Origin of the sequence: Streptomyces nanshensis, assembly GCF_001751255.1 — a bacterium.
Classification (GTDB): domain Bacteria; phylum Actinomycetota; class Actinomycetes; order Streptomycetales; family Streptomycetaceae; genus Streptomyces; species Streptomyces nanshensis_A.
In genome coordinates this window covers 2,553-29,480 of record NZ_LJGW01000156.1, presented here as the reverse complement: position 1 = coordinate 29,480, position 26,928 = coordinate 2,553, and the positions used below count along the sequence as shown (strand labels likewise).

The following is a 26,928-nucleotide window of genomic DNA, read 5'->3' as shown; positions in this document are numbered from 1 at the left end:
CATCCGTCTCTGTCGAGGAAGAGAGCCCCGGGTGGTCACGCTTCGGTTCCGGCCCCGCCTGCTGGCAGCGCTCCCCTTCATCGCCATGGGCATCGTCGTGCTGGTCGACGTCGTCGCCGGGCCCTCGATCGGGTTCCTGCCGATGATGGCGCTGGGGCCCGCGTTCGCCGGGCTCATCGGCAACGTACGCCGCAGCGTGGTGATCGGCGCCCTCGCGCTGGGGCTGTCGCTGATGCTGAGCATCTTCAACTCCCAGGTGGACGACCGCCGTGGCTACACCACGCTGATCTCCGTCGCGGGCGTCGCCGTCGCCGGTGTCGCCGCGACGTCGATGCGCAAGCGGCGCGAGGCGGAGCTGGCCAGCGTGCGTTCGATCGCGGAGACCGCGCAGCGCGTGCTGCTGCGCCCGGTCCCGCGCAACGCGGGGCAGTTGCGCGCCGCGGTCTCCTACACCTCGGCGATGGCGGAGGCCCGTATCGGCGGCGACCTGTACGAAATGGTGACCGCGCCGACCGGTGTGCGGCTCATCGTCGGGGACGTACAGGGCAAGGGCCTCGAAGCCGTCGAGACGGCGGCCGTGGTCGTCGGCGCCTTCCGCGAGGCCGCGTACGACGAAGGCGATCTGATGGCCGTCGGCCAGCGCCTGGAGCGGGCACTCGCCCGGCATCTGCTCGGTGAGAAGTTCGTGACGGCCGTGCTCGCCGAGGTACGCGAGCGGGACGGCGCCACCCTCCTCAACTTCGGTCATCCGGCGCCCTTGCTGATCCGCCCCGACGGCTCGGTCCACTACGCCGAGCCGCCGGACCGTGCGCTGCCGCTGGGCCTGGACCTGGAGGACGGTCCGGCTCCGCAGCCGCACCGGGTGCCGTTCGTACCGGGCGACCAACTGCTCTTCTACACCGACGGCGTGAGCGAGGCCCGCGACCCCGCGAACCGCTTCTATCCGCTGGAGGAGCGCGGCGATCTGTTCAAGGACCCCGATCCGGACGCGGCGCTGGCCGGCGTACGGCTCGATCTCGCCGAGCACATAGGCACGCCGCCGCACGACGACGCGGCGATGCTGCTGCTGCGCTACCGGGACGAGTGACGCCGCGGCGTCGCGGACCCGGGCCGCCGGGAGGCCGTACGGCCGCCGCGCGCACGGCAGTTGACGGTGCGACAGGCCCGCAACGCCAGTGGACGCCCGGCCCCGCTCAGCCCGCCGCCAGCAGCGGGCTGCCCCCGCTCTGCGCGGCCGATCCGCCGCCCGCGCCGTCGCCGTCCCGGTGCTGCCACTTCAGGGTCTTGTCGAAGGTGACGACGGCGCCGCCGTGGCCGGGCTTGTTCCGTACGCGCACATGGTCGGCGAGCGACTCGATCAGGAACAGGCCCCGTCCGCTCTCGGCGTCCACGGGCAGCGTCGGGTGCAGGTTCGGCGGCAGGGCCCCCGTGCGGAATCCCGGCCCGGAGTCGGCGACCTCGATGCGGCACTGGTCGCCGTCGAGGTACGCGGTCACGCAGTAGGCGTCGGACCGCTCGCCGCGGCCGTGCTCGACGGCGTTCGCGCACGCCTCGGAGAGAGCGAGCGAGAGTTCGTACGAGATCTCGGTGTCCACCCCCGCGCTGCCCATGGCATCGAGAAGCAGCCGCCGGGCGAGCGGCACGCTGGCAGGTTCGCGCCTCAACTGGAGACACCACCACATGCTCATGCCCAACCTCCACAGGCCGGGGCTCGACGGTCGGCCCCACGGGGCCGCCCCGGCCATGGGCATACGTATTGCCGGTTGTGCCGACGGTACGCACCCGCGTCCCCGCATCCCGTCCTATCGGCGGAGCGCGGCGCCGCGGGACCGCCGTCGCGGGCGGGTACGGGACGGCACACACCCGGCGACCGCACAGGATTCCGGGCATCTCGACCCCTGCGGGTCGCGGGTGCGGCGGCGGTGAGATGATGACGCCGCCATGACTGCCGGGGCGGATCTCAGACTCGTGCGGGCCGCGGTGTTCACCGCGGTCTGCGTGACGTTGTCCGGCGCCGGTCACGCCCTCACGGGTGGTCAGCCCATGCCGCTGTGGTCGCTGGGGGCCGGCTTCGCCGTCGTCTTCGCGGTCGCGGCGCCGCTCGCGGGACGGGAGCGTTCGCTTCCGGGGATCGCCGCGCTGCTCGCCGCCGGCCAGATCGCACTGCACACCCTCTTCGCCTGTGAACGCCCGGCGGGCGGTGCGGTCTCCACGCCGTCGGCGCACGCGGGCGCGCACGGCGCTCAGTTGCGGGAGCTCGCGGCACGGCTGCTGTGCGAGGAGGACTCCGCGGGACGCATCAGCGCCGCCCGCGCACGTCAGGTTGTCTCGGACGCGGGGCTCGGCACCGGGGCGGCCGGGCCTGCGGGTCATGCGGGACACATCGAGCACGCGGCCCACGGCGGCATGGCCCACCACGCCGGACACACGGGCCACACCCGGCACATGGAACATCTCGGGCACGCGGGGCATGCCGGGCACGAAGCGGCCGGCAGCGCGCTGGCCGGTGCGGGCACCCCGCTGGAGTGCCTGCGTTCGGCGGCCCACGCCGCCCTCAGCCTCTTCGACGGCCCGATGCTTCTGGCCCATGTGCTCGCCGCGCTGCTCCTCGGCTGGTTCCTGCACCGCGGCGAGGCCGCGCTCTGGCGGCTCGTACGGCTCTCGGCACGCTCGGCGCGCACGGCCGTCCGTCATGTACGGGCCGTGCTGGGCGCGTTGGCGGCGTACCTGCGGGCGCTGCGCGGCGGCCGTCCGCTGCCGGAGGCGCCGGCGCGGGCCCGTCCGCTCGATACGCCCACGCACGGGACCGCGTGTTCCGTGCTGCTCCACCACTCGGTCTGCCGGCGCGGTCCGCCGCGCGGCGCACAGCACGAGAGCTTCGCACTCGCGGCCTGACGCACGGCGCCCACGGACGGAACGACGGCGTGCGCCTCGCCGCGCACCCCGTCATATGCACCACGTCCGCCATGCGTTCCGTCCTGCCATCAGGAGCGAATCACCATGCAGACCCGTACACGGCGCCGTGTCACCACCGTCGGCGCCCTCGCTGCCACGTCCGTACTGCTGTGCGCGGGGCCGGCCCTCGCGCATGTGAGCGTCGACCCCGAGAGCGCGGCTCCGGGCGACTACGCCGTCGTCAACTTCAAGGTGCCGAACGAGCGGGACGACGCCTCGACGACCAAGCTCGAAGTCAACCTCCCCGCGGACCATCCGCTCGCCTCGGTGATGCCGCAGCCGGTGCCGGGCTGGGACGTCAAGGTCACCAAGTCCAAGCTGGACAAGCCGATAGAGGCGCACGGCGAGAAGATCACCGAGGCCGTCACCAAGATCACATGGACGGGCGGCGAGGTGAAGAAGGGCGAGTTCCAGCAGTTCCCCGTCTCCATGGGCGAGTTGCCCGAGGGCACCGACCAGCTCGTCTTCAAGGCGCTGCAGACCTATGACGACGACCAGGTCGTGCGCTGGATCGAGGAGCCGAAGAAGGGCGAGCCGGAACCGGAGAACCCGGCTCCGGTGCTGAAGCTGACACAGGCCGCGGCCGGTGACGCCGACGGCGCCTCCGGTTCGGAGAAGGCGTCGGCGCAGAAGGGCGCCTCGGCGGAGGCCGCCGGGGAGGACGGCGGCGGTACGGACACCACCGCGCGTGTGCTCGGCGTCGTCGGCATCGTCGCGGGCGTCGCCGGAGTCGCCTTCGGTGTGCTCGCGGGACGGCGCCGCAGCTCCTGACCGGACGTCGGGTCCGGAGTCCGGGTCCGGGGTCCGGGTCTCCGGATCCGGACGGGGTGCGCGTACCGCGCGCGAACGAACGGCGGCACGCGCACCCCGGCCCGCACACACACCGTGGGCCCGGCCCGCTCTCCCCTCCGCACACTCAGCCCGCTCACCTCAGCACACTCCGAACACTCCGCACCGCGGCGCCCGCAGCCAGGCGGCCGCCGCACGAGTCGACGCTGCCCCGCAGCAGAAAGCCCAGAAGGCCACGTGCACTATGCGTAAGACCACGACTTTCAGCGCCGCCCTCGCGGCGGCCGCCTCCCTCGCCCTCGCCGGCTGCGGCACGGACGGCGGCAAGACCGGCGACGACGACCGCGCCGTCGCCTCCGTCGAACCGCAGAAGAAGGGCGGCGCGGTCCTCGACCAGCCCTTCGGCAAACCGGATCTGACCCTCACCGACACTCACGGCGAGAAGTACGACCTCATCGAGGAGACCAAGGGCAAGCCGGTGCTGCTGTACTTCGGCTACACCCACTGCCCGGACATCTGCCCGCTGACGATGAGCAACGTCGCCGTGGCACGGCACAAGCTCCCCGAGAAGCTGCGGAAGAAGCTGAAGGTCGTCTTCGTCACCTCCGATCCCAAGCGCGACGACCCGAAGGAGCTGGGGAGCTGGCTGCGCGGCCAGGACCCGTCCTTCATCGGGCTGACCGGCGACTTCGACACCATCCAGGCCGGGGCGCGCACCGTCGGCGTCAGCATCGAGCCCTCGTACAAGAAGAAGAACGGTGACGTCGTCTCGACGCACGGCGCGCAGCTTCTCGCCTTCTCGCCGAAGGACGACAAGGCGCACGTCCTCTACACCGAGGGCAACAGCACACCGGAGATCCTGGAGAAGGAACTCCCCGCGATCATCAAGGGGGAGAACCCGTGACACGCCGAACGCGCATGCGCCGTACGGGAGTCCGCGCCGCGCTGCTGCCGCTGGCGGCGGGTCTGCTCACGCTCACCGCGTGCGGTTCCGGTACGGACTCCGGCTCCGGTACGGACTCAGAAGGGCGCTCCGCGCCGAAGCTGTCGGTCAGCGGCGCCTATATGCCGGAGCCCGTGACGGACGACATGGCGGGCGGCTTCCTCACCGTACGGAACACCGGTGACAGCGCCGACAGGCTGACCTCGGTCGAGAGCGCCGCCTTCGGCGAGGCCCAGCTCCACACGACGAGCAAGGGACAGATGCGGCATGTGACGTCGCTGCCCGTGCCCGCCAACGGAACGCTGCGGCTGGGCAGGGGCGGGAACCACATCATGTTCCTCAAACCGGAGCACAAGCCGGTCAAGGGCGAGAAGGTGCGGGTGACGCTCCACTTCAGCAAGTCCGGCCACGTCACGGTCTCCATGCCGGTCAAGGCCACCAACTTCGTACCGGAGAAATGAGGGAGTGACCGTGCCGCTCACCACCAGGCGCCTGCGTACGGGCCCGGGGATACGCACGTACGGGCGACGCACCGCGCCCGCCGCGCTGTTGCTCACCCTGCTGGGCACCGCGCTGTGCGCCCTGCTCACCGTGCTCGGCACCGCCGCTCCGGCCGCCGCGCACGCCGTACAGACCGGCAGCACGCCGGAGGAGGGCCTGGTGGTGAAGAGCCCGCCGAAGCAGGTCACCGTGACCTTCTCCGAGGGCGTCTCGATGTCGGACGGTTCGATACGCGTGCTCGGACCGGACGGCAAACGGCTCGACACCGGCAAGGTCACCGTGGTGCCCGGCAAGGCCAACACGCGGGCGGTGGGCCTCAAGCCGGACGGGCCCAAGGGCACCTACACCGTCGCGTGGAAGGCCGTCTCCGCCGACAGCCATCCCGTCTCCGGGGCCTTCACCTTCTCCGTCGGCCGTCCGTCGGAGACCTCGGCGAACGTCGCGGACGAGAGCCAGGGGACGGGCGGCGGCCCGATCGGCGCGCTGTACCACGTCGGACGGTACGCGGCGTACGCCGGCTTCGTGCTGCTCGTGGGCGGCGCCGCGTTCGTGCTGCTGTGCAGGCCGCGGGAGGCGTCGGTACGGGGGCTGCGACGGCTCGTGGTCACGGGCTGGCTGACGCTCACCGCGGCGACCCTGCTGATGCTGCTGCTGCGCAACTCCTATACGGGGACGGGGCAGTTGAGCGAGGTCTTCGACCTCGGCGGGCTGCGCACCGTCCTCGGCTCCAAGCCGGGGGCCGCGCTCGCGGCACGGCTGCTGCTTCTCGGGACGGCGGCGGTGATCGTCTCGGTGCTCTTCGGCTCGTACGAGCGGCGGGGGGAGGAGGCGGAGGCGGAGGCCGAGTCCGGTGAGACCGAGGGAACCGGAGGCGCCGGGGAGTCCGATGAGGGGGAGGGCGGACGGGACGTCGCGCTCGGCGTCGCCCTCGGCGGCGGCGTCGTGGCGATCGGGCTTGCCACGACCTGGGCGGTCGCGGAGCACGCCTCCACCGGACTGCAGTCGCAGATCGCGATGCCCGTCGACGTGGTGCATCTGCTGGCGGTCGCCGTCTGGCTGGGCGGGCTGGCCGCGCTTCTGACGGTGCTGCACCGCGGCCCCGCGCCCGCGCGCGAGGTCGTACGGCGCTTCTCGCGGATCGCGTTCGGCAGCGTCGTGGTGCTGGCGGTGACGGGGGTGTACCAGTCGTGGCGGCAGCTCGGCTCGTTCTCGGCGCTGACCGGAACGTCGTACGGGCGGCTGCTGGTGGCGAAGCTCGGCCTGATCGTCGTGCTGCTCGTCCTCGCGTCGTTCTCCCGTCAGTGGACGGCACGGCTCGGCGACGTACGGGCGGATTCAGAGGAAGCAGAGGAAGGGGAGAAAGGGGAGAAGGCGGAGAAAGCAGCGAAGGGGGAGGAAGCGGAAGCCGCCGGAGGCGCGGCGGTGCGGGCCGAGACGCCGGCGGCCGTCGGCGCCGCGGCGGGGCCGGGCTCCTCGGCCTCCGGCCAGGACTCCCCCGGTAGCGACGGCACCGGCGGGTCCTCCGACTCCGACGAGACAGTCGCCTCTGAAGGATCAGCGGAGGAGAACGGCGCCGGCCGGTCCACCGCACGTACCGCCCAACTCGCCCGCCAGCGCGCCGCGGTGGTCCGCGAGCGTCGCAGGAAGGCCCGCGAGGCCGACCCGGAACGCGCCGGACTGCGGCGTTCCGTACTCGCCGAGACGGCCGTCGCCGTCGTGCTTCTCGTCGTCGCCACGGCGCTGACCGCCACCGAGCCCGGACGTACGGAAGAACTCGCGGCGGCCGGAGGCAAGCCCGGGGCCGCCACCGGCCAGACCCGGGAGGGGCTCGCCGTCAAGCAGAAGATCCCGTTCGACACGGGCGGAACGAACGGCAAGGGCACGGCCGTACTGCTGCTCACGCCCGGCCAGTCCGGCGGCAACTCCCTGCGGATCATGACCAAGGACCCGCAGGGCAAGGAGCTGCCCACGAAGGAGGTCAAGGCCTCGCTCACGCTCCCCGAGCAGGACCTCGGCCCGTTCACGGTCGAGATGGAGCGGATCAACAAGGCGAAGGGGCGCTGGCGTTCGGAGACGGTGCAGCTTCCGGTGGCGGGACGCTGGAAGGCGTCCGTCACGATCCGTACCTCGGACATCGACCAGGTCACGGAGAGCAAGACCATCCAGATCGACTGAACCGACGGACGGGACGGACGCGACGGACATCACGGAAGCGACGGAAGCAGCGGAAGCGAGCGACGTGACGGGAGGTACGGATGGGACGCCACGGGCCGGCGGACCGGCCGGACGGGACACAGCGACCCGTTCGGCCCGGACCGGGGCGCGTCGGGCTCGTCCCTGTGCGTAGCGGGACGTCCCGGGAGATATAGCTGAACGTCATGGGCGCGCGGCCCCCGGGTCCGCGCCGCCCGCACACCGTACCGACGCACCGCCGGACCACCGGACCACCGGACCACGCCACCAGGAAGCGACTCATGACCCAGCACGACCACGAACCGCAGGGCGTCTCCCGCCGTCGCCTCGTCAGCACAGTCGGAGCAGTCGGCGCGACGGGGCTCGCCGTCGGCGCGACCGGCGGCGCGGTCGTTCAGGCCGCGGCGCGCGACGACAGCCGGGCGCCCGCCCCGCTCACGTCCGTCGGTTCGACCCGCGTGGCCTTCCACGGCAAGCACCAGGCCGGCATCACCACGCCGTTGCAGGCCGTCGGCCATCTGCTCGCCTTCGACCTGTCCGCGGGCGCGGGACGCAAGCAGGCCGCCGCGCTGCTGAAGCGCTGGTCGCGCACGGCCCGCGACCTCATGGCGGACGCGTCGGATCCGGACGCCACGGGTGCCGCCTTCGACGCCGGCCCCTGTTCCCTGTCGGTCACCTTCGGCTTCGGCCGTACGTTCTTCTCCCGTACGGGTCTGGAGAAGCAGCGCCCCGACGCGCTGGAGCCGCTGCCGGACTTCTCCGGCGACGCCCTCGACAAGAGCCGTTCCGACGGCGACCTGTGGGTGCAGATCGGCAGCAACGACGGGCTCGTCGCGTTCGACGCGATGCGCCGGATCCAGCGCGACGCCGACGGCACGGCGAAGCTGCGCTGGCAGATGAACGGCTTCACGCGCACCCCCGGCGCCACCCGCAAGCCCATGACGATGCGCAATCTCATGGGCCAGATCGACGGCTCCAACAACCCGAAGCCCTCCGAAGACGACTTCGCGGCACGGGTGTTCGTGCCCGCGTCCGGTTCTCCCGCGTGGATGGCGAACGGCTCGTACGCCGTCGTACGCCGCATCCGCATGCTCCTCGACGACTGGGACGAGAAGTCGCGGAAGGAGCAGGAGAAGGTCATCGGACGCCGCAAGTCCGACGGCGCCCCGCTGTCCGGAGGCACCGAGAACACCGACCCCGACCTCGACAAGCGCGGTGCGGACGGCTCCCCCGCCATCGCCGCCGACGCCCACGTACGCGTCACGGCACCGGCGACGAACGGGGGAGCGGCCATGCTGCGCCGCCCCTTCTCGTACCACGACGGCTACCGCGACGACGGCGCCCCGGACGCCGGTCTGCTCTTCATCGCCTGGCAGGCCGATCCGCTGCGCGGCTTCGTACCAGTGCAGCGGAAGCTGGACCGCGGCGACGCGCTCTCGCGGTTCATCCGGCATGAGGCGAGCGGGCTGTTCGCGGTGCCGGGCGGGGCCGCGAAGGGCGAGTACGTGGGGCAGCGCCTGCTGGAGGGCTGAGGCGGGCGCGCTCCCGGGGACGGTCGGCCGCCGTGGCCGGCCGTCCCCGTCGCGTACGTCAGGGGCGTGCGCGCCGTCGGCGCCCGCGCCCCCTCCTCATGTCCCGTGGGCGGAGTGGAAGCGGAAGAGGTTCGTCGGATCGACCGCCGCCTTCACCTCGGCGAGCCGCGCCCGCACCTCGTCGGCGTGCGCGTCCCGGCCGCCGCCGGGAGGCGGCCACGCGCCGCGCCCGTAACGGAAGTTGAGGTTGGAGCCGGCCGTCCACGGCGAGACCGCCCGCATCACCCGGTCGTGGAGCGCGCGCAGCCCGGCGGGGGTCGTGCCGTCCTCCAGGACCGACAGCACCACCATCAGCCAGCCCGCGTCCCGTCCCGTCACCGCGTTCGGCACGGCGGGCTCGCGCGAGAGCGCGCCGCCCATGTGCCGCAGGCTGAGCACCGTCATCGCCGGGGCCTCGGGTCCCGTCAACTCCCGTACGGTGCGCAGCGCTTCGCGATCCGGGAGCTTCTCCCCGAGCAGCGCGTTGCCGCCCTGGTAGGCGTGCGGCCGGTCCGGCTCGTTGTAGACGCGCGCGGACTCGGTGAACGGCATCGTCCGCAGCCGCTCCACGATCCGCGGCCCGGCCGCGCGCAGCGGCGCCACCAGCCGCTCGCCCTCCGCCTCGTCGCCGTCGTAGGCGATCTGCACCTGGACGACGTACCGGCCGCGCAGCGGTTCGGGGAGCGCGGGCAGATCCGGGTAGGGCAACAGCGTGACCGAGGACGTCAGTTCGTCCGGCACGGTCGCGGTCCACTCCCGCCAGGTCTCCAGCACCTCGTCGGCGAACGCGCCGTCGAAGATCAACTGCCCGCCGTAGAACCGCTCGACGGGTACGAGTCCGATCTCCAACCCGGTCACCACGCCGAAGCCGCCGCCTCCGCCGCGCAGCGCCCAGAACAGCTCCGGGTCGCCGTCGCCGTCCGCCGTGACATGGCGAACGCGCGCGTCGGCGGTGACCAGTCCGGCGGCGCGCACATGGTCGGCGGCATAGCCGAACTCGCGGGCGAGCAGCCCGATTCCGCCGCCCAGCGTGTACGACACCGCGCCTACGCCGGGGCCCGAACCGCTCAGCGGGGCCAGTCCGTACCGGGCCGCCTCCGTGACGACCTCGCCCCAGCGCGTACCGGCCGCGATCCACGCCGTACGGGCGGCCGGGTCCACGCGCACGCCCGTCATGCGGCGCGTGCTGACCAGTACGCCGCCGGGCAGCGGCCGCGTCAGCCCGTGACCGGTCGCCTGGACGGCCAGCGGGAGGCGGTGCGCCGCCGCGTGGCCGACCGCGGCGGCGACGTCGGCGGCGGTCTCCGCGCGGACGATCACCTCGGGACGGTGCCGGTATCCGGTCTGGAAGCCGGACGCCTCGGCCGCGTACTCCTCGTCGGCAGGCGACAGGACGGCGCCGCGGACCCGGTGGACGGGGAAGGCGGGCGGCGGCGCACCGGGTCCGGTGACGGTCGATGCGGGGGCGGCAGATCCGGAGGGGGCGGATCCGGAGCCGGCGGATCCGGCGCCGGCGTCGGCCTGTTCGACGTCGCTGCCGTGGCCGTGCCGCTCAGACATGGCCGCCGCAGGGCGTGGGCAGCGCGAGCGCGTCCGGCTCCACGGCGTCGGCGAGGGACGCCGACTGTGCGGTGGCGGTGCGGAGTACGGGACGGGGGTCCTGGGACGGGTCCATGGCTACAGCTCCGTTCAGTGTCGGGATCGGGGCCGGGATCGGGGTCGGGATCGGAATGGGAACGAGGGATCGAGGGATCGACGGACCGCTGCGCGCGGGCGGCGGGGCCTGCCCGTGGCGGCGACGGTGAGACCTTCCCCTCTTTTCCTGACATCCGCCGTCAGGTTTTCTGGCGGCCCGGCATCCTGGCGAACGTGAAGTCCGACCGTCTGCTCTCGATCCTGCTGCTGCTCCAGACCCGCGAGCGCGTACCGGCCGACGAACTCGCCCGCCGCCTCGAGGTCTCCACGCGCACGATCTACCGCGACGTCGACGCCCTCTCGACCGCGGGCGTCCCCGTCTACGCGGAACGCGGCCGGCACGGCGGCATCGCGCTGCTCCCGGGATTCCGTACGGACGTCACCGGGCTCACCTCGGACGAGGCCCGCGCGCTCTTCGTCCTCGCCGCCCAGGGCGCGCACTCCGCCCTCGGACTGGACGGGGCGCTCGGCTCGGCGCTGCGCAAGGTGATGGCCGCCCTGCCCGCGCCGCACCGGCCCGCCGCCGAACTCACCAGCCGCCGCATCCTCGTCGATCCGGACCGCTGGCTGGCCGGACCGCGGCCCTCCGTCGACCTCGACACCTTGGGCACGGCGGTCTTCACGGACCGCCGGCTGCGCATCGACTACCGGCACGGCGGCGCGAGGTCCGTCAACACGTACACCGTCGATCCGTACGGGCTGGTGGCGAAGGCGGGCACCTGGTATCTGGTCGCCGACCGGGACGGTACGGCGCAGCTCTTCCGCGTGGACCGGGTCCTGGAGGCGGCCGTGACGCAGGAGCCGGTGCGGCGCAGGGAGGGCGTCGAACTGGCCGACGCCTGGGAGGCGTTGCGGCGCCAGGTGGAGGAGCGGCCCGCGCACCTACGGATCAGGGCGCGGGTGCGCGGCTCACGGCTGGAGTTGTTCCGGCGCATCGTCGGCCCGTTCGTCCTGGACGGGCGCCCGGAGCCGGAGCCGGAACCGGATGAGTGGGTTCCGGTGGAGCTGGCGTATCCGATGCTGCGCGCCGTACGCCAGCTCCTGCAGTTCGGGGACGACGTCGAAGTGCTCGAACCGGCCGCCGCCCGCGAGGAGTTGGTTCGGGCGGCGGCGTCGGTGACCGCGCTCTACGGTGCCGACGCCGCCCCCGGCGAGGCCGGGTGACCCGGACCCGTACCAAATTCAGCCGGACGTCACTCGCCACACCGCTCGCAGCCGGGCCCGCACCGGGCCATGCGCTGGCTCATGGCGCACACCACGCGCTCGGTGTTGACCAGCCGGCGGTCCATCTCCTCCATCCGCCGGTCCATCCGCTCCAGACGTACCGACATCCGTCCGATGACGGGGCCCAACTCCTGGAGCACGGAGCCGATCCGGGTGACGGACGACTCGACGTCCGTCACCCGCCGGTCCAGCTCCGCGACCCGCTCGGACTCCCCGGCCGCAGCCGCCGTCGTACGGCCACGCTCCTCGACGTCCAGCAGATACGCGCGCACACACCGCGCGACGTCGCTGTCCCGCAGCAGCATGGCGACGTTGAGGACGGTGCGCCGGGTGTAGACGGCGAGGTGCGGCCGCCTCTGTGGATAACTTTCAGCGGCCTCGGATGTAACACTCAACTTGAGTGTGAGATATTCCCGCAGCTCAGCGCCTCGCAGCACGCGCAGGCCGTTGCTTTCCAGCTCTTCACGGTGACGGCTCAGCAAGTTGTACACAGCCTGATCGCCCACCTCGAAGTACTCCGCGACGTCCCGCGTCGTCGCGTGGATGCCGTCGGCGGACAGCGCCAACGCCTTGACCTTGTCGAGGACTTCGACCTTGTGGCCCATCCCGGAGCGCAGGCTGCGCGATTCGATCAGCACGGATTCGCTGTACACGAAGAAACCCCTCCTGGGGGTCGTACGGACATGACGAGGGAGGCCCGTTCACCCAGGGCCTCGGGGTCCGTATCCAGGAGCCAGGAGCGGAGATCAGCTCATGTATTCCCACGTACTGCACTACCGGGCAAGGCCGGCCACCACCACTTCACGGACTCTCGTCGCCACGTACTCCAGTCGCCTCCGCGCACTTGGTCGAACGAGCGGATAGTCCTATACGTCACGGTCGCGGCGTACGCACCGGTACGTCAACGGGCCCGCGCCAGGCGCCCGTTCACTGCGCGAGCAGCCGCTCCAGGACCACGGCGATGCCGTCGGCGTCGTTGGATGCGGTGATCTCGTCGGCCACGGCGAGGAGTTCGGGATGCGCCCCGGCCATCGCGACGCCGTGCGCCGCCCATCCGAACATGGGGACGTCGTTCGGCATGTCGCCGAAGGCGATCGTCTCCCGTGCGGAGACGCCCAGCCGCCGGGCCGCGATCGCCAGGCCCTTCGCCTTGCTGAGCCCCAGCGGCAGCATCTCCACCAGGTCCTCGCCCGAGACCGTGATGCTCACCAGGTCGCCCGCCACCTCCCGCGCCGCCTTCGCCAACGCGTCGTCGCTCAGGCGCGGATGCTGGAGATAGAGCTTGTTCAGCGGGGCCGCCCACAGCTCCTCCATGTCGGCGCAGCGCACCGCGGGGAGGCCCTTGCCCTGCTCGCGGTAGCCGGGGCCGACCAGTACGTCGCCGTCGGCGCCGCCCTGCGAGGCCGCGATCAGCAGCGCATCGCCCGTCTCGGCCTCGATCTTGCTCACCGCGAGCCGTGCCAGTTGCCGGTCGAGGGTCACCGACGTCAGGACGCGCTCCGCGCCCGCGTCGTAGACCTGTGCGCCCTGCCCGCACACGGCCAGCCCCGTGTAGCCGAGCCCGGCCAGGACGTCCTTCGTCCACGGGACGGCACGCCCCGTCACCACGATGTGGGCGACGCCCCGCCGGGCCGCCTCGGCGAGCGCCGCACGCGTACGGGAGGAGACCGTTCCGTCCTCGCGCAGCAGTGTGCCGTCGAGGTCGGTCGCGATCAGCCGGTACGGGAAAGGGCGTTCGCCGGCGGAGCCTTCCGGCTCGCGGACGAGGCCGGGCTCGCCGTTCACGCGGCCACCGGCTCCAGAAGCTCCCGCCCGCCCAGATACGGACGCAGCAGTTCGGGCACGCGCACCGAGCCGTCCGCCTGCTGGTGGTTCTCCAGCAGCGCGACGATGGTGCGGGGCACCGCGCACAGCGTGCCGTTGAGCGTCGCCAGCGGACGCACCTGCTTCCCCTCGCGCATCCGGATCGACAGCCGCCGCGACTGGAACTCGGTGCAGTCCGACGTCGACGTCACCTCGCGGTACTTGCCCTGCGTCGGAACCCACGCCTCGCAGTCGTACTTGCGGGCGGCGGAGGAGCCGAGGTCGCCGGTCGCCACGTCGATGACCTGGAAGGGCAGTTCGAGGCCGGTCAGCCACTGCTTCTCCCACTCCAGCAGGCGCAGATGCTCCGCCTCGGACTCGCCGGGAGCGACGTAGGAGAACATCTCGACCTTGTCGAACTGGTGGACCCGGAAGATCCCGCGGGTGTCCTTCCCGTACGAGCCGGCCTCGCGCCGGAAGCACGGCGAGAAGGCGGCGTAGCGCAGCGGCAGCCGGGACGCGTCGATGATCTCGTCCATGTGGTAGCCGGCGAGGGGGACTTCGGAGGTGCCGACCAGATAGAGGTCGTCCTTCTCCAGGTGGTAGACGTCCTGCGCGGCCTGGCCGAGGAAGCCGGTGCCCTCCATCGTCTGCGGCTTCACCAGCGCCGGCGTCAGCATGGGCGTGAAGCCCGCCGCGGTGGCCTGGGCGATCGCGGCGTTGACCAGGGCGAGTTCGAGCAGGGCGCCCACGCCGGTGAGGTAGTAGAAGCGCGAGCCGGAGACCTTCGCACCGCGCTCGACGTCGATCGCGCCGAGCAGTTGGCCGAGTTCGAGGTGGTCCTTGGGTTCGAAGCCCTCGGCGGCGAAGTCGCGCCGCGTGCCGATCGTCTCGCGGACGGTGAAGTCCTCCTCGCCCCCCACCGGTACGTCGGGGTATACGACGTTGCCGAGCTGCCTCAGCAGACGCTGGGTCTCCTCGGCGGCCTCGTCCTGCTCGGCGTCCGCGGCCTTCACGGCGGCGGAGAGTTCGCCGGCCTTCTTCAGCAGCCCGGCCTTCTCCTCGCCGTCGGCCTTGGGGATCAGCTTGCCGAGCTGCTTCTGCTCGGAGCGCAGTTCGTCGAACCTGACGCCGGACGACCGCCGACGCTCGTCGGCGGAGAGCAGGGCGTCGACGATGCCGACGTCCTCGCCACGGGCGCGCTGGGAGGCACGGACACGGTCGGGGTCGTCACGGAGCACTCGGAGGTCAATCACCCCGTCAGGGTACCGGTGGGTCCGCGCCGGCTCGACCGAGTACCACGGCGCGGCGAACTCCCCGTGATCTTCGGGACATTGCGGACTTTCCTCCGCAACCGGGCGTGGACACAGGCGAGTTACGGCCCTGCGACGGGTGGACGTGAGCGCCTGCCGTACCGGTCCTACCAGCCATGTCACCGTTGTCCACAGGGAGTTGAGGCGGGGAGGGCGACGGAGTGTCCACCGACTTATCCACAGCTTCGACGGTCCGCCGGATGCTTATCCACAGCGGTCCGCACGGGGTTGTGGACAGTGGAAGAGATCGTTCCTGGGAATCGGCGACCACCCGGGAAATCCCGTCACAAACCTGCAATAAGCACTCATTCGAGCGGGGTTGACTCCCACAGAAGTGTGATCAAGGAGAGTTGCCGTGACGAAGGCGGACTGAACACCCTGTGAACTGCTTTGGGGTCTTCATGCTGCTTTGTCGATAACGCCCGTTTCGTTACGGGGAGTTGTGCACAGCCCGCCCGAGACCCTGTGGATAACTCTGCGGGCTGCACCGGAGCCCGTTCGCGGACGACCGCAGACGACCGCAGACGGCCGCTGACGAACCCCGTCGCCCTGCCCCGTCCGTCAAGCCCCGTCCGTCAGCCCCGTCCGTCCAGACAGCGCGCCAGCCAGTCGGCCGCCTCCATGAACTCCGCGTCCGTCGTGCCGGGCCGCTCTCCCGAACGCCCGCCGTCCGCACGGGGATACGAGCCGAGATACCGCACCTGCTCGCAGGCGCGCTTGAGTCCCATGAGCACGTCCCCCACCCGGCGGTCCTGCAGGTGGCCCTCGCAGTCGACCGAGAAGCAGTAGCGGCCGATGCCCTCGCCTGTGGGCCGCGACTCGATGCGCATCATGTTCACGCCGCGCGACGCGAACTCCTGGAGCACCTCCAGCAGCGCGCCCGGATGGTCGTCGCGCAGCCAGAAGACGACGGACGTCTTGTCCGAGCCGGTCGGCGCCGCGGGCCGCGCGGGCCGTCCCACGAGGACGAAGCGCGTGGCGGCGTTGTCGGCGTCGTGGATGTCCGTCACCAGGGGCTCCAGACCGTACGTCGCCGCGGCGAACTCCCCGGCGAACGCGGCGTCGTAGCGCCCCTCCTGCACCAGCCGGGCGCCGTCGGCGTTGGACGCGGCGGACTCCCACAGCGCGTACGGCAGGTTGTCCGCGACCCAGCGCCGCACCTGCGGCTGCGCCACCGGGTGGCCGGTGACCGTCTTGATGCCCTCCAGCGTGGTGCCGGGGCGGGCGAGCAGCGCGAAGGCGATGGGCAGCAGCACCTCGCGGTAGATCATCAGCGGCCGTCCGCCCGCGAGTTCGTCGAGGGTCGCCGTCACGCCGCCCTCGACGGAGTTCTCGATGGGGACGAAGGCCGCCGCGGCCTCCCCGTTGCGTACGGCGTCCAGTGCGGCCGGCACGGAGACCATCGGCGTCAGTTCGCGGGTGGCGGTCTCCGGGAGGGTGCGCAGTGCGGCCTCGGTGAAGGTCCCCTCGGGGCCGAGGTAGGTGAAACGGCTCGCTGGTGGCATGGGGCCACGTTAGCCGCGGCCGCACCGCGGCGCGCGCGGCGTCTCACCTGCCGGGCGGCCTCAAGCCCGGCCGCACCCGGGACAAGCCCCGGGCACGGACGACGCGGGGGTGGGGGCTACGGTCACGGGTGACCGTAGCCCCCACCCCGCGTACAGGCGGACGGGCGGGCGACGCCGCTGGCCTTACTCCTCGCCTACTCCTCGCCTACTCCTCGCCGGCGAGCGTGAAGGCGCGCAGCCTGCGGCTCGCATACCAGGCGCCGCCGACGGTGGCGACGACGAGCAGCGTCACACCGGTCGCCGTGCCCACCTCGGAGGTGATCCCGGCGCCGCTGCCGCCGACCTTCTGCGCCAGCGTCAGCGCCCACTGCTGCACGGACAGCTCCCGTGCGCCCGGCACCAGGTTCCCGAAGAGGGCCTCCCAGATCAGGGCGTAGACGAGGCCGATGACGACCGCGTGCCGGGAGACCGTGCCCAGCAGCAGGAACAGCGCGCTGTAGGCCACGGAGGCCGCGGCCGCGGCGACCGCGTAGGCCGAGGCGATCTGCTGGCTGTCGCCGTTGAGGACATACCCCGCGACGAAGGTGGGGACCGCCGAGAAGACGACCGTCACGCCGATCGCCACCAGCAGCTTCGTGACGACGATGCTGGAGCGCCGGGCCGGCTTGGCCAGCAGATAGACGACCGAGCCGTCGTCGATCTCCGGGCCGATCGCCCCCGTACCGGCGACGACGCCGATCAGCGGGACGATCGTGGCCATCGCGAAGCCGCCGAGGAGCTGCTTGGTGACGTCGTCGTCCACGTCCCCGAGGAGACGTACGGCGACGGCGACCACGATCAGCAGCAGCGGGAGCGCGCACAGCAGCAGCGCCCGGCGGCGCCCCAGGAGCGCCTTGTAGGTGAGCCGTGCGACTGTCTTGTTGAACATCGAGGGCTCCCTTCAGGCCGCGACGAGGTAGGAGAAGACGCTCTCCAGGGACTCGTCCGAGGGCGAGACCGTGTAGAGCCGGATGCCGTGCTCGCGGGCGAGCCGGGGAAGGACCTCGGTGAACCGGCCGAAGTCGATGGCCTGGATCTGCAGGGCCTTCTCGTTCCAGTCGAGTTCGATGCCCGCCGTCGAGGCGTCGGCGATCAGGGCCGCCGCGAGACGCCGGTCGTCGCTGGAGCGTACGAGGTAGCGGTGCGGGCGGTCCGTCATCAGGCGGCGGATCTTGCGGAAGTCGCCGCTGGCCGCGTGCCGGCCGGCGACGACGACCTCGATGTGGGAGGCGAGCTGCTCGACCTCCTCCAGGATGTGCGAGGAGAAGAGCACGGTGCGGCCCGCGTCTCCCATCTCCCGCAGCAGCCGCATCAGTTGCATGCGCTGCCGCGGGTCCATGCCGTTGAACGGCTCGTCGAGCAGCAGCGCCGACGGGTCGTGCACCAGCGCGGAGGCCATCTTCACGCGCTGGCGCATGCCCTTGCTGTACGTGGAGATCTTGCGGTCCTGCGCCTGTTCCATCTCGACGGTGGCCAGCGCCCGGCGTGCGGCGGCGGCGGGGTCGGAGAGCTTGTGCAGCTCGGCGTTGGCCAGGACGAAGTCCCAGCCGGTGAGGAAGTCGTACATCCCCTCGCGTTCGGGGACGAGGCCGATCTCCCGGTACGCCTCCTGGTTGCGCCAGATCGGCGCCGAGTCCAGCGTGACGCTTCCCGTCGACGGCGGCAGGAAGCCGGCCATCATGTTGATGAGGGTGGACTTGCCCGCGCCGTTCGGGCCGAGCAGGCCGGTCACGCCGGGCCCGATGTCCATGGTGATGTCGTTGACGGCGACGACGTTCCCGAACCAGCGGGAGGTGTGGTCGATGTGCAGCGTTGTCACAGCCCGGCCTTTCGGTAGCGGCGCAGCAGCAGGGCGTACGTCCCGGCGATGAGCACGACGGTCAGCAGGGCGTAGGCGGAGGTCTGCGCGGCGGTCAGGTCCTCGCCGCGCGGGAAGGCGTTGTCGCCGCCCAGGAGTTTGCTCTGGAGACCGTCGACGAGCGACCCGGGCGAGGCCAGGCCCAGCCAGCCGATGGCGGAGGTGTTGTCCTGGGAGGCGACGATCCCCTGCAACGCGCTGACCAGCATGTACGGAATGGTCAGCACGGCGATGATCGCGGCGACGCCGAACCCTCGGCGGGGTGTCGCGGCGGCCACGGTCAGCGCGATGCCGCCGTGCAGCACGGAGAAGACGAGGCAGCACACGAGCCCGAGCGCGAAGCCCTTCGTCTCGTCGCCGAAGTCGAGCTTCGCCAGCAGCGCCCCGACGTAGAGGATCAGGACGGACGTCGCCGTGAAGACGAAGATCGCCGCGGAGAGCGCCGCGTACTTCGCACCGACGTAGTCGCCGCGCTCGATGGGACGCGAGAAGTACAGCGGGACGACGCGGAAGCGCAGGTCGAGCGAGACGGCCTGCGGAGCCATGGCCGCGATGTAGACCCCGATCACGGGCTGCATCAGGATGACGTACTCGTTGTAGTGGACCGGCATCTCCTTGGCCTTCGTGAAGACCGTGACGGCGACGACGATCGCTGCCGGTACGCACATCACCGCGAAGAGCAGCATCGGCAGCACCTTGGACTTGGCCGAGCGGCCGAGCCCGTACGCGCCGCGCAGCGACTGCTCGAAGAGCGACGTGCGGGCGTAGCCGCGGCCCAGGCGCGGGCCGTCGTAGTTGCGGTAGCCGATGTTGTGGATGACGTCCTCGCCGCGCTGCCCCGGCGGCTTGCCGGGGGTGGCGACGGGCGTGGTGGCGTGCGGCTCAGGCGACATCGCCGCCTCCCTTCTGCGGCTGGAGTGCGAGGTCGGCGGCGGAGGCCGGGGCCGCTGCGGCGCCGGCTCCGGCAGCGGGCGCGAGTGCCGGGTCGGTGCCCGAGGCGCCGCTCTCGTCGCCGGCTTGGAAGACCTCCGCGATGCGGTGCCGGTGCTGTTCCATCCGCACCAGGCCGAGGCCGAGTTCGATGACGGTGTCGCGCACGGTGTCGTACGCCGACTCGTCGGTCGCGTCGACCATCAGCAGATGCCCGGCGCCGGGAGCTCCGGCGGTGCCGGGCGCCTGTACGGAGAGCCCCGCGGCGGCGAGCGCGGAGCGCAGCGCCTCCGTACCGTCCGGGTGGGCGTCGGTGTCGGTGACCTCCACCGCGAGGGACGGCGTGCTCTTGGTGAAGTCGGCGGTGCTGGAGGCGCGCAGCAGCTTGCCGCCGTCGATGACGACGACGTGGTCGCAGGTGCGCTCCAGCTCGCCCAGCAGATGCGAGGTGACGAGCACGGAGATGCCGAAGTCGGTGTGGACGCGCCGGATCAGCGCGAGCATCTCGTCGCGGCCGACGGGGTCGAGCCCGTTGGTCGGCTCGTCGAGCAGCACCAGCTTCGGGTCGTGCACGAGGGCCTGCGCGAGCTTGACGCGCTGCTTCATGCCCGTCGAGTAGCCGCCCATGGGGCGGTAGCGCTCCTCGTAGAGGCCGACGTGCCGCAGGGTGTCGGCGGTGCGCTCGCGTGCGGAGGTGAAGGGCAGCCCGGACATGCGCGCCATGTGGACGACGAACTCGGTGGCCGAGACGTCGGGCGGCAGACAGTCGTGCTCGGGCATGTAGCCGACGCGCTCGCGGATCGCGGAGCCCTCGCGTGCAACGTCCAGACCGAGGACGGTGGCGCCGCCCTCGGTCGCGGGAGCGAGCCCGAGAAGGATCTTGATAAGGGTCGATTTACCGGCCCCGTTGGCGCCCACCAGGCCGGTAACACCCGGTGTGATGCCCACGGTCAGCCGGTCCAGCGCGGTCACCCGTGGGTACCGCTTGGTCAGGCTTTCGATAGCAATCACAGTCACCCCCCTGACGCTAGGGCCTCACTGTCGTGTGTCACGTCCGTCCTGGGGGCTGGATCGGACTGGTACCGAAGGGTGACGTCCCCTTAAGGGAGTCGTCGGACAAGGGGAGCCCCGACCCTGCCTCTCCGGCGGACGCGGGAGCGCGCGACTCTTGTTACCTCCGGTATCCACAGGGGCGGCGGAGCTGTTGACGTCGCCATCGGCCGTTGTCACATTGATCGGTGTCGAATACGCGGATACGGCGGGCGCGTTGGGCGCGCGGGCCTCGATCGGTGGGGGTGCTGTGAGCGAGCGGTACGGCGGCGGGAGCACGGACGGGGAAGCCGTCCCGGGAAAGGCCGCGGGGAAGACCGTCACGGGGAAGACGGACGCGGGCACGGAGACGGTCGCGGCCGAGGGGGACGCGGCCGCCCGTACGGGGCCGGAGCAGGACCTCGCGGGCGCACGGGAGCGGCGGGTGCGCACGGCGGAGGGCGTCGAGCTGTGCGTCGCGGAGCTGGGCGACGCCGAGGCGCCCACGGTGGTGCTGGTGCACGGCTATCCGGACAGCAAGGAGGTCTGGTCGAAGGTCGCCCGGCGACTGAGCGACCGCTTCCACGTGGTGCTCTACGACGTACGGGGCTGCGGCCGCTCCTCGGCGCCCCAACCGCTGCGCGGCGGCTTCACGTTGGAGAAGCTCACCCAGGACTTCCTCGCCGTGGCCGACGCGGTCTCCCCCGGGCGGCCCGTCCATCTCGTGGGCCACGACTGGGGATCCGTGCAGGGCTGGGAGTTCGCCACCGCGGCGGAGACGCGGGGCCGCGTCGCCTCGTTCACCTCGATGTCCGGACCGTCCCTCGACCACTTCGGGCACTGGATCAAGAAGCGGGTCTCCCGGCCCACGCCACGGCGGCTCGCCCAGGCCCTCGGACAGGGCGTCCGCTCCTGGTACGTCTACATGCTCCACACCCCGGTGCTGCCGGAACTGGCCTGGCGCGGCCCGCTCGCGCGGTACTGGCCGCGGTTCCTGCGCCGCGCCGAGAAGCTTCCGGCGGACGGCTATCCCACGTCCTCGCTGCCCCGGGACGCCGCGCACGGCGCCTGGCTCTACCGCGACAACGTGCGCTACAGGCTGCGCCGGCCCCGCGAGGACTGCCATACGCACGTGCCCGTACAACTGATCACGCCCACCCGCGACGTCTTCCTGGGCGAACGACTCTACGACGACGTGGAGACGTGGGCGCCGGACCTCACCCGGCACACGCTGGACGCCCGGCACTGGATTCCGCGCACCCGTCCCGACCAACTGGCCGTGTGGATCCGCGACTTCGTCGAGGCACAGGAGTCCGGCCGTACGGGCGGCGAGGCGGAGCAGCCCCGTCCGGCCACGCGGGGCGGACGGCGCGGCGGGCGCTTCGCCGAGCAGTTCGGCGGCCGTCTCGTCCTCGTCACGGGCGCGGGCAGCGGCATCGGCCGGGCCACCGCCCTCGGCTTCGCCGCGGCCGGAGCGCGGATCGTCGCCGTCGACGTGAAGGGCGACGCGGCGGAGCGCACCGCACAGGCGGCGCAGCAGGCGGGCGCGCCCCAGGTCTGGGCCGAGACGGCCGACGTGGGCGACCAGCGGCAGATGGAGGAGCTGGCCGACCGCATCGCCGCACGCCACGGCGCCGTGGATGTCCTTGTGAACAACGCGGGCATAGGCGTCTCCGGCCCGTTCCTGGAGACCACCGTCGAGGACTGGAAGCGGACCCTCGACGTCAATCTGTGGGGCGTCATCCACGGCTGCCGCCTCTTCGGCAGACAGATGGCGGAGCGGGGCCAGGGCGGTCACATCGTCAACGTCGCGTCGGACGCGGCCTATCAGCCGACCCGGCTGCTGCCCGCGTACGGCACCTCGAAGGCGGCCGTGCTGATGCTGAGCGAGTGTCTGCGCGCGGAGCTGGCGGGGCGGGGGATCGGCGTGACAGCCGTCTGCCCGGGCCCGGTCGACACCGACATCACGCGGACGGCACGCTTCGTCGGCCTGGACGACGCCGCGCAGGACCGCCGCCGGGCACGGGTGGCACGGCTGTACAAGCTGCGCAACTACCCGCCGGAGAAGGCCGCGAGGGCGATCATGCTGGCCGTCGTGCGCAACCGGGCGGTGGCGCCCGTGACTCCGGAGGCGCACGGCGTACGGGCGCTCACCAGGATCGCCCCGCGCGTGCTGCGCGCGCTCGCACGGATCGAGCCACCGCTGTGACGGGAACGGACGGCCGCGGCGCGGGAGTCGGCGGCACCGTGACGGCAACGGACGGCGGTCGTACGGGAGTCGACGGCGGCGGGACGGGTTCCGGTGCCGTCGGCACCGTCGGCGGCGAGCACCGCATCGAGGATCTGGCACGGCACAGCGGCACCACCGTCCGCACGATCCGCGCCTACCAGGACAGGGGACTGCTGCCCCGCCCCGGCCGGCGGGGGCGGGCGAACGTCTACGACGACGCTCATCTGACGCGGCTGCGGCAGATATCCGCACTGCTGGAGCGCGGATACACCCTGGCCTCCATCAAGGAGCTGCTGGAGGCGTGGGACGAGGGGCGAGGACTGAGCGGTGTGCTGGGCCTGGTCTCCGAGGTCGAGGGACCGTGGACGGACGAGGAGCCGGAACGCCTCACCCGTGCCGAGCTGGACGAGCTCTTCGGCGGCAGCGCCGAGCACAGCACGGACGCCGTGGCGGAGGCGGCCGAGCTGGGCGTGCTGGTGCCGCTGCTGGAGAGGCCCGGGGAGTATCTCGTGCCGAGCCCGCAGGAGCTGTCCGTCGCGGCCGAACTGCACCGCGCGGGCGTGCCGTTGCTGGCGCTCACCGAGCACCTCCGTGAACTGCGCGCCCAGGTGGAGCACATAGCCGTACGCCTCATGGAGTTCACGGGGCAGCACGTCTTCGGTCCCCGTCTGGACGCCCGTCCCACGGACGAGCAGGCGACGGAGGCCGCGGGCCTCGTACGGCGGCTGCGCCCGCTCGCCCAGCAGACGGTCGACGCCGAACTGGCCCGCGCCATGCGCACGTTCGCCTCCCGGCGCCTGCGGGAGCATCTGCGCGGTGGGGCGGAGAGCCGGGGCCAGGAGTACCCGACGACAGAGAGCCCGACGACGGAGCGCCAGGAGACAGAGCGCCAGGAGACGGAGGGAGCCCGGGGCGCGCGCCCGGCGCCCGTCGGAGGGACACCCGAGACCCCGGCACCGGGCGGCATCGGGCGGAACGGGGAACGGCACCCCGCCACCCCGCTGCCCACCGGCATACCGGCGGCACGGCGGCCCGCCCCGGCTCCGGAGACCGGTGCGCACGACGCCTCCGTGGGATCGGGCACGTCCGGGACGTCCGGCTCGTCCGGGACGTCCGCGCCACAGGACACCGAATCCGTACCGCTCCCCGCGCGGACGCTCGCCGCCGTACGGGAGTTGGCCGGCGCCGACCAGGCCGCGGCCTTCATCGCGGCGGCCGCCGAGCGCGAAGTACAGGCCCGCACCATGGACCGCCTGACGAAGGACCGCCGGACGAACCGCCACCCCGCCCCGGCGGCCCCTGCACCGCCCGACCCGCGCTAGCCGCGCTCGCCCCGCGCAAGAGTCCCCGCCGGCCCCGGGAGCCCCGTCACGCGCCGCTCCGTCGCGCGCCGACGGGCCCTTTCGTCCGCCCACCGGCGCGCCCCTGCCCCGGGGCGCGCTTGTCGGGGACACCGTGGAGCGATGAGGACGCTGCCCGGCAGGACGGACGAGGTGGTCGTGGTCGGTGCCGGTCTGTCCGGGCTGGCGGCGGCCCTGTATCTGGCGGGGGCGGGACGCAACGTCACCGTCGTCGAGTCGGCCGACGGGCCGGGCGGACGTGCCGGGCGGATCGAGGAGCGCGGCTATCTGCTCGACACCGGCCCCACGGTGCTGACCATGCCGCATCTCATCGAGGAGGCGATCGCGGCGGCGGGCGGGACGATGTCCCGCCATATCGAACTGCTGCCCCTGCACCCCGCGTACCGCGCGCGGTTCGCCGACGGCACGCACATCGACGTACACACCGGCGCCGACGCCATGGAGGCGGAGGTCCGCCGGGCGGCGGGCGCCACTGAGGCCGCGGGCTACCGGAGGCTGCGACGGTGGCTCGGCGAGCTGCACCGGGTGCAGATGCGCTCCTTCATCGACGCGAACTTCGACTCCCCGCTCGGCCTGCTCACGCCCGACCTCGCCCGGCTGGCCGCGCTCGGCGGCTTCGGCACCTGGCACGGACGAGTCGCGCGATTCGTACGGGACGAGCGGCTGCGCCGGATCTTCTCCTTCCAGGCGCTGTACGCGGGGGTGCCGCCGGCCCGTGCGCTGGCCGCGTACGCCGTGATCGCGTACATGGACACGGTGGCCGGGGTGTACTTCCCGCGCGGCGGCATGTACGCGGTGCCCCGCGGTATGGCCGCTGCGGCCCGGCAGGCCGGTGTCGTCTTCCGCCACCGCACGACCGTCACCCGCGTCGAGCGTTCGCCGTCCGGGCGCGCGAGTGCCGTGCACACGGCCGACGGTGCGCGGATCCCCTGCGACGCGCTCGTCCTGACCTGCGATCTTCCGTTGGCCCACCGGCTGCTCGGCGGAGCACCGCGCAGACCGCTGCCGCTGCGCTTCGCGCCGTCCGCGTTCGTCCTGCACACCGGTGGGCGCACCGGCGGACGCGACGGCGGCCACCGCGAGGGGCCGGGGCCGGCCCACCACACGCTGTCCTTCGGCGCCGCCTGGCACCGTACGTTCCGTCAACTGACGCGTACCGGCGAGCTGATGAGCGATCCCTCGCTGCTGATCACCACGCCCACCGTCACCGACCCCACGCTCGCGCCGCCCGGTCGCACGCTGCGCTATGTGCTCGCCCCCTGCCCCAACCTGGCGACCGGACCGCACAACTGGCGTGCCATCGCGCCCCATTACCGCGACAGCCTCCTCGCCACGCTGCGCGAGCGCGGTCTCGGCGGCTTCGGCGACGCGGCGGGGACGGACACGGACGTGGATGCGGACGTGGAGCTGGAGCGGATGGTGACGCCCGCGGACTGGGCCGCCCGGGGGCACCCCGCGGGCACGCCCTTCTCCGCGGCGCACACCTTCGCGCAGACCGGCCCGTTCCGGACCGGGAACCTCCCCCCGGGCTGGGAGAACGTCGTCCTCGCGGGATGCGGGACCACACCCGGCGTGGGTGTGCCGACCGTGCTCGTCTCCGGGAAGCTCGCCGCCGCCCGCGTCACCGGTCTCCACCGCACCGCCCCGCGGACCCGCCGCCCCGGCGCCGGGCTCCCCCGCGCGACGGTCCGCTCCGGCGGCGGCCGGACCACGGACCCGGCCCGGGAACCCGCCGCGGCCACCTCGCCGGGGACTCCGGCGAGAACCCCGGAAAGGTGAAGGCGATGATCACCCGTGAGCTGAACGCCGCAGGCGTCACCGACCCCGCGCTGCGCGCCGCCTACGCCCGCTGCCGGGACCTCAACTCCCGTGACGGCAAGACGTACTTCCTCGCCACCCGCCTGCTGCCGCCCCACCGCCGCCCGGCCGTCCACGCGCTCTACGGCTTCGCGCGGTGGGCGGACGACATCGTGGACGACCCGGACCCGGGGCTGACCGCCGAGGAGCGCGCCGTCCGGCTGACGAAGCTCGACGACGATCTGTCCGCCGCGTTGCGTTACGGGCGCAGCGCGCACCCGGTCAACGCGGCCCTCTGCGACACCGTCTTCCGTTACGGCATCGACCCGCGCCTCTTCACCGACTTCATGCGCTCGATGCGCATGGACCTGACCGTCACCGAGTACGCGACGTACGAGGATCTGCGCCGCTACATGCACGGCTCCGCCGCCGTGATCGGGCTCCAGGTGCTGCCGGTGCTGGGCTCCGTCGCGCCGCCCGGCACGGCGGAGCCGCACGCCGCCTCGCTCGGTGTGGCCTTCCAGCTCACCAACTTCCTCCGCGACGTCGGCGAGGATCTGGACCGCGACCGCGTCTACGTCCCGCAGGACCTGCTGTCGGCGCACGGCGTGGACCGCGAACTGCTGCGCTGGTGCCGGGTGCACCGCCGAACCGACGTACGCGTACGGGCCGCGCTGCGCGACCTCGGCGCCATGACCCGGGGGATCTACCGGCACGCGGCGCGCGGCGTGCCGATGCTGCACCCGGCCTCACGGCCGTGCGTGGGGACGGCCCTCGTCCTCTACCGGGCCATCCTCGACGAGATCGAGGCCGCCGGCTACGCGGTCATGCACCGGCGTGCGGTCGTTCCGCGGCGGCGCAAGGCACGGGCGCTGGTGCCCGCGCTCGCCAGGACGGCGGCGCTGCGGGTACGGGCGGGATCGCCGTTCGCCGACCGCCGGGCGGGCGGCGGCGCGCTCCCCGGGACGGTGACGCCATGACGCGCCGTTCGAGCCCCCGGAAGCGGACGCGGACCACGACCCGGACGCCACCGCCGCCCGAGGCACCGCCTTCCACGCCCGCGGCACCCGCGGCACCCGCCGTAGCCGAGGCAGCAGAGACAGCAGAGACAGCCGTGCTCCCCGACGCACCCGAGGTGCTCTCCGCGCCCGCGACCGCCCCTTCCCCCAAGCCCGTTCGCGCGTACCGGCGC

General features: G+C 72.6%; 22 protein-coding genes and 1 pseudogene. 12 read left to right on the top strand and 11 right to left on the bottom strand.

Going from position 1 to position 26,928, the window contains the following annotated elements; all coding sequences use genetic code 11:
• Positions 1-85 precede the first annotated feature (85 nt).
• On the top strand, positions 86-1,087 hold the full coding sequence (locus tag AN218_RS09500) for a PP2C family protein-serine/threonine phosphatase (RefSeq protein ID WP_070016336.1): 1,002 nt from the start codon (positions 86-88) through the stop codon (positions 1,085-1,087).
• A gap of 106 nt (positions 1,088-1,193) precedes the next feature.
• Here AN218_RS09500 and AN218_RS09495 read toward each other — a convergent pair whose 3' ends face one another.
• Positions 1,194-1,688, bottom strand: a complete 495-nt coding sequence (locus AN218_RS09495) for an ATP-binding protein (RefSeq protein WP_079131983.1) — start codon at positions 1,686-1,688, stop codon at positions 1,194-1,196.
• A gap of 253 nt (positions 1,689-1,941) precedes the next feature.
• Between AN218_RS09495 and AN218_RS09490 the strand changes: the two genes are divergently transcribed.
• The 6 genes from AN218_RS09490 to efeB all read left to right on the top strand — a co-directional run bounded on the left by AN218_RS09490 (position 1,942) and on the right by efeB (position 8,913).
• A complete protein-coding gene (locus tag AN218_RS09490; RefSeq protein WP_070016324.1) occupies positions 1,942-2,895 on the top strand; it encodes a hypothetical protein in 954 nt (317 codons plus the stop codon).
• 105 nt (positions 2,896-3,000) lie between these two features.
• Positions 3,001-3,726 (top strand): YcnI family copper-binding membrane protein, encoded by a 726-nt coding sequence (locus AN218_RS09485; protein ID WP_070016323.1) that lies wholly within the window; start codon positions 3,001-3,003, stop codon positions 3,724-3,726.
• A gap of 262 nt (positions 3,727-3,988) precedes the next feature.
• Positions 3,989-4,648 carry an SCO family protein gene (locus AN218_RS09480; RefSeq protein ID WP_070016322.1) on the top strand — a complete coding sequence of 220 codons (660 nt, stop codon included), beginning with the start codon at positions 3,989-3,991 and terminating at the stop codon, positions 4,646-4,648.
• Positions 4,649-4,662: 14 nt separating this feature from the next.
• The gene (locus AN218_RS09475; RefSeq protein ID WP_070016321.1) at positions 4,663-5,148 is read left to right on the top strand and encodes a copper chaperone PCu(A)C; all 486 of its coding nucleotides are present in this window, start codon (positions 4,663-4,665) and stop codon (positions 5,146-5,148) included.
• 10 nt (positions 5,149-5,158) lie between these two features.
• The gene (locus tag AN218_RS09470) at positions 5,159-7,363 is read left to right on the top strand and encodes a copper resistance CopC/CopD family protein (protein WP_244900377.1); all 2,205 of its coding nucleotides are present in this window, start codon (positions 5,159-5,161) and stop codon (positions 7,361-7,363) included.
• 299 nt (positions 7,364-7,662) lie between these two features.
• A complete protein-coding gene (efeB, locus tag AN218_RS09465) occupies positions 7,663-8,913 on the top strand; it encodes an iron uptake transporter deferrochelatase/peroxidase subunit (protein WP_079131982.1) in 1,251 nt (416 codons plus the stop codon).
• 96 nt (positions 8,914-9,009) lie between these two features.
• Here efeB and AN218_RS09460 read toward each other — a convergent pair whose 3' ends face one another.
• Positions 9,010-10,512: an FAD-binding oxidoreductase gene (locus AN218_RS09460; RefSeq protein ID WP_171908642.1), complete on the bottom strand. Its 1,503-nt coding sequence runs from the start codon at positions 10,510-10,512 to the stop codon at positions 9,010-9,012.
• A complete protein-coding gene (locus tag AN218_RS38710; RefSeq protein WP_275936964.1) occupies positions 10,505-10,627 on the bottom strand; it encodes a hypothetical protein in 123 nt (40 codons plus the stop codon). The genes AN218_RS09460 and AN218_RS38710 overlap by 8 nt, the downstream gene beginning before the upstream one ends.
• A 194-nt stretch (positions 10,628-10,821) precedes the next feature.
• On the opposite strand from AN218_RS38710, the gene AN218_RS09455 reads away from it, so the two are divergent.
• Positions 10,822-11,811, top strand: a complete 990-nt coding sequence (locus AN218_RS09455; protein WP_070016320.1) for a helix-turn-helix transcriptional regulator — start codon at positions 10,822-10,824, stop codon at positions 11,809-11,811.
• A gap of 29 nt (positions 11,812-11,840) precedes the next feature.
• On the opposite strand, the gene AN218_RS09450 is transcribed toward AN218_RS09455, so the two are convergent.
• The 8 genes from AN218_RS09450 to AN218_RS09415 form a co-directional block, all read right to left on the bottom strand.
• Positions 11,841-12,524 (bottom strand): hypothetical protein, encoded by a 684-nt coding sequence (locus tag AN218_RS09450; protein WP_070016319.1) that lies wholly within the window; start codon positions 12,522-12,524, stop codon positions 11,841-11,843.
• 274 nt (positions 12,525-12,798) lie between these two features.
• Positions 12,799-13,656 (bottom strand): HAD family hydrolase, encoded by an 858-nt coding sequence (locus tag AN218_RS09445; RefSeq protein WP_070016318.1) that lies wholly within the window; start codon positions 13,654-13,656, stop codon positions 12,799-12,801.
• Entirely contained in the window at positions 13,653-14,930 is a 1,278-nt protein-coding gene (gene serS, locus AN218_RS09440) for a serine--tRNA ligase (RefSeq protein WP_070016317.1), read from the bottom strand. Before serS ends, AN218_RS09445 begins: the two co-directional genes overlap by 4 nt.
• Positions 14,931-15,562: 632 nt before the next feature.
• Positions 15,563-16,492: a prephenate dehydratase gene (gene pheA / locus AN218_RS09435; protein ID WP_070016316.1), complete on the bottom strand. Its 930-nt coding sequence runs from the start codon at positions 16,490-16,492 to the stop codon at positions 15,563-15,565.
• Between the two features lie 205 nt (positions 16,493-16,697).
• Positions 16,698-17,420 (bottom strand): ABC transporter permease subunit, encoded by a 723-nt coding sequence (locus AN218_RS09430; protein ID WP_070016315.1) that lies wholly within the window; start codon positions 17,418-17,420, stop codon positions 16,698-16,700.
• A gap of 12 nt (positions 17,421-17,432) precedes the next feature.
• On the bottom strand, positions 17,433-18,350 hold the full coding sequence (locus tag AN218_RS09425; protein WP_070016314.1) for an ABC transporter ATP-binding protein: 918 nt from the start codon (positions 18,348-18,350) through the stop codon (positions 17,433-17,435).
• Entirely contained in the window at positions 18,347-19,282 is a 936-nt protein-coding gene (locus AN218_RS09420) for an ABC transporter permease (RefSeq protein WP_079131981.1), read from the bottom strand. The genes AN218_RS09425 and AN218_RS09420 overlap by 4 nt, the downstream gene beginning before the upstream one ends.
• Positions 19,272-20,330 (bottom strand): ABC transporter ATP-binding protein, encoded by a 1,059-nt coding sequence (locus AN218_RS09415; RefSeq protein ID WP_079131980.1) that lies wholly within the window; start codon positions 20,328-20,330, stop codon positions 19,272-19,274. Before AN218_RS09415 ends, AN218_RS09420 begins: the two co-directional genes overlap by 11 nt.
• Before the next feature lie 463 nt (positions 20,331-20,793).
• Here AN218_RS09415 and AN218_RS09410 point away from each other — a divergent pair, with 463 nt between their 5' ends.
• The 4 genes and pseudogenes from AN218_RS09410 (at position 20,794) to AN218_RS09395 (ending at position 26,716) form a co-directional block, all read left to right on the top strand.
• Positions 20,794-22,557 carry an SDR family oxidoreductase gene (locus AN218_RS09410; protein WP_070016332.1) on the top strand — a complete coding sequence of 588 codons (1,764 nt, stop codon included), beginning with the start codon at positions 20,794-20,796 and terminating at the stop codon, positions 22,555-22,557.
• 125 nt (positions 22,558-22,682) lie between these two features.
• A pseudogene (locus AN218_RS39170) lies at positions 22,683-23,402 on the top strand (MerR family transcriptional regulator); the annotation flags it as partial.
• A gap of 639 nt (positions 23,403-24,041) precedes the next feature.
• Positions 24,042-25,718, top strand: coding sequence for a phytoene desaturase family protein (gene crtI, locus AN218_RS09400; protein WP_070016312.1), 1,677 nt, complete (start codon positions 24,042-24,044; stop codon positions 25,716-25,718).
• Positions 25,719-25,723: 5 nt separating this feature from the next.
• Positions 25,724-26,716: a phytoene/squalene synthase family protein gene (locus AN218_RS09395; RefSeq protein ID WP_070016311.1), complete on the top strand. Its 993-nt coding sequence runs from the start codon at positions 25,724-25,726 to the stop codon at positions 26,714-26,716.
• Positions 26,717-26,928: the final 212 nt, after the last annotated feature.

Coding starts and splice junctions, on each gene's coding strand:
- AN218_RS09500 (WP_070016336.1), top strand. CDS start 86: ATGGGCATCGTCGTGCTGGTCGACGTCGTCGCCGGGCCCTCGATCGGG.
- AN218_RS09495 (WP_079131983.1), bottom strand. CDS start 1,688: ATGAGCATGTGGTGGTGTCTCCAGTTGAGGCGCGAACCTGCCAGCGTG.
- AN218_RS09490 (WP_070016324.1), top strand. CDS start 1,942: ATGACTGCCGGGGCGGATCTCAGACTCGTGCGGGCCGCGGTGTTCACC.
- AN218_RS09485 (WP_070016323.1), top strand. CDS start 3,001: ATGCAGACCCGTACACGGCGCCGTGTCACCACCGTCGGCGCCCTCGCT.
- AN218_RS09480 (WP_070016322.1), top strand. CDS start 3,989: ATGCGTAAGACCACGACTTTCAGCGCCGCCCTCGCGGCGGCCGCCTCC.
- AN218_RS09475 (WP_070016321.1), top strand. CDS start 4,663: ATGCGCCGTACGGGAGTCCGCGCCGCGCTGCTGCCGCTGGCGGCGGGT.
- efeB (WP_079131982.1), top strand. CDS start 7,663: ATGACCCAGCACGACCACGAACCGCAGGGCGTCTCCCGCCGTCGCCTC.
- AN218_RS09460 (WP_171908642.1), bottom strand. CDS start 10,512: ATGTCTGAGCGGCACGGCCACGGCAGCGACGTCGAACAGGCCGACGCC.
- AN218_RS38710 (WP_275936964.1), bottom strand. CDS start 10,627: ATGGACCCGTCCCAGGACCCCCGTCCCGTACTCCGCACCGCCACCGCA.
- pheA (WP_070016316.1), bottom strand. CDS start 16,492: ATGCCACCAGCGAGCCGTTTCACCTACCTCGGCCCCGAGGGGACCTTC.
- AN218_RS09430 (WP_070016315.1), bottom strand. CDS start 17,420: ATGTTCAACAAGACAGTCGCACGGCTCACCTACAAGGCGCTCCTGGGG.
- AN218_RS09420 (WP_079131981.1), bottom strand. CDS start 19,282: ATGTCGCCTGAGCCGCACGCCACCACGCCCGTCGCCACCCCCGGCAAG.
- crtI (WP_070016312.1), top strand. CDS start 24,042: ATGAGGACGCTGCCCGGCAGGACGGACGAGGTGGTCGTGGTCGGTGCC.
- AN218_RS09395 (WP_070016311.1), top strand. CDS start 25,724: ATGATCACCCGTGAGCTGAACGCCGCAGGCGTCACCGACCCCGCGCTG.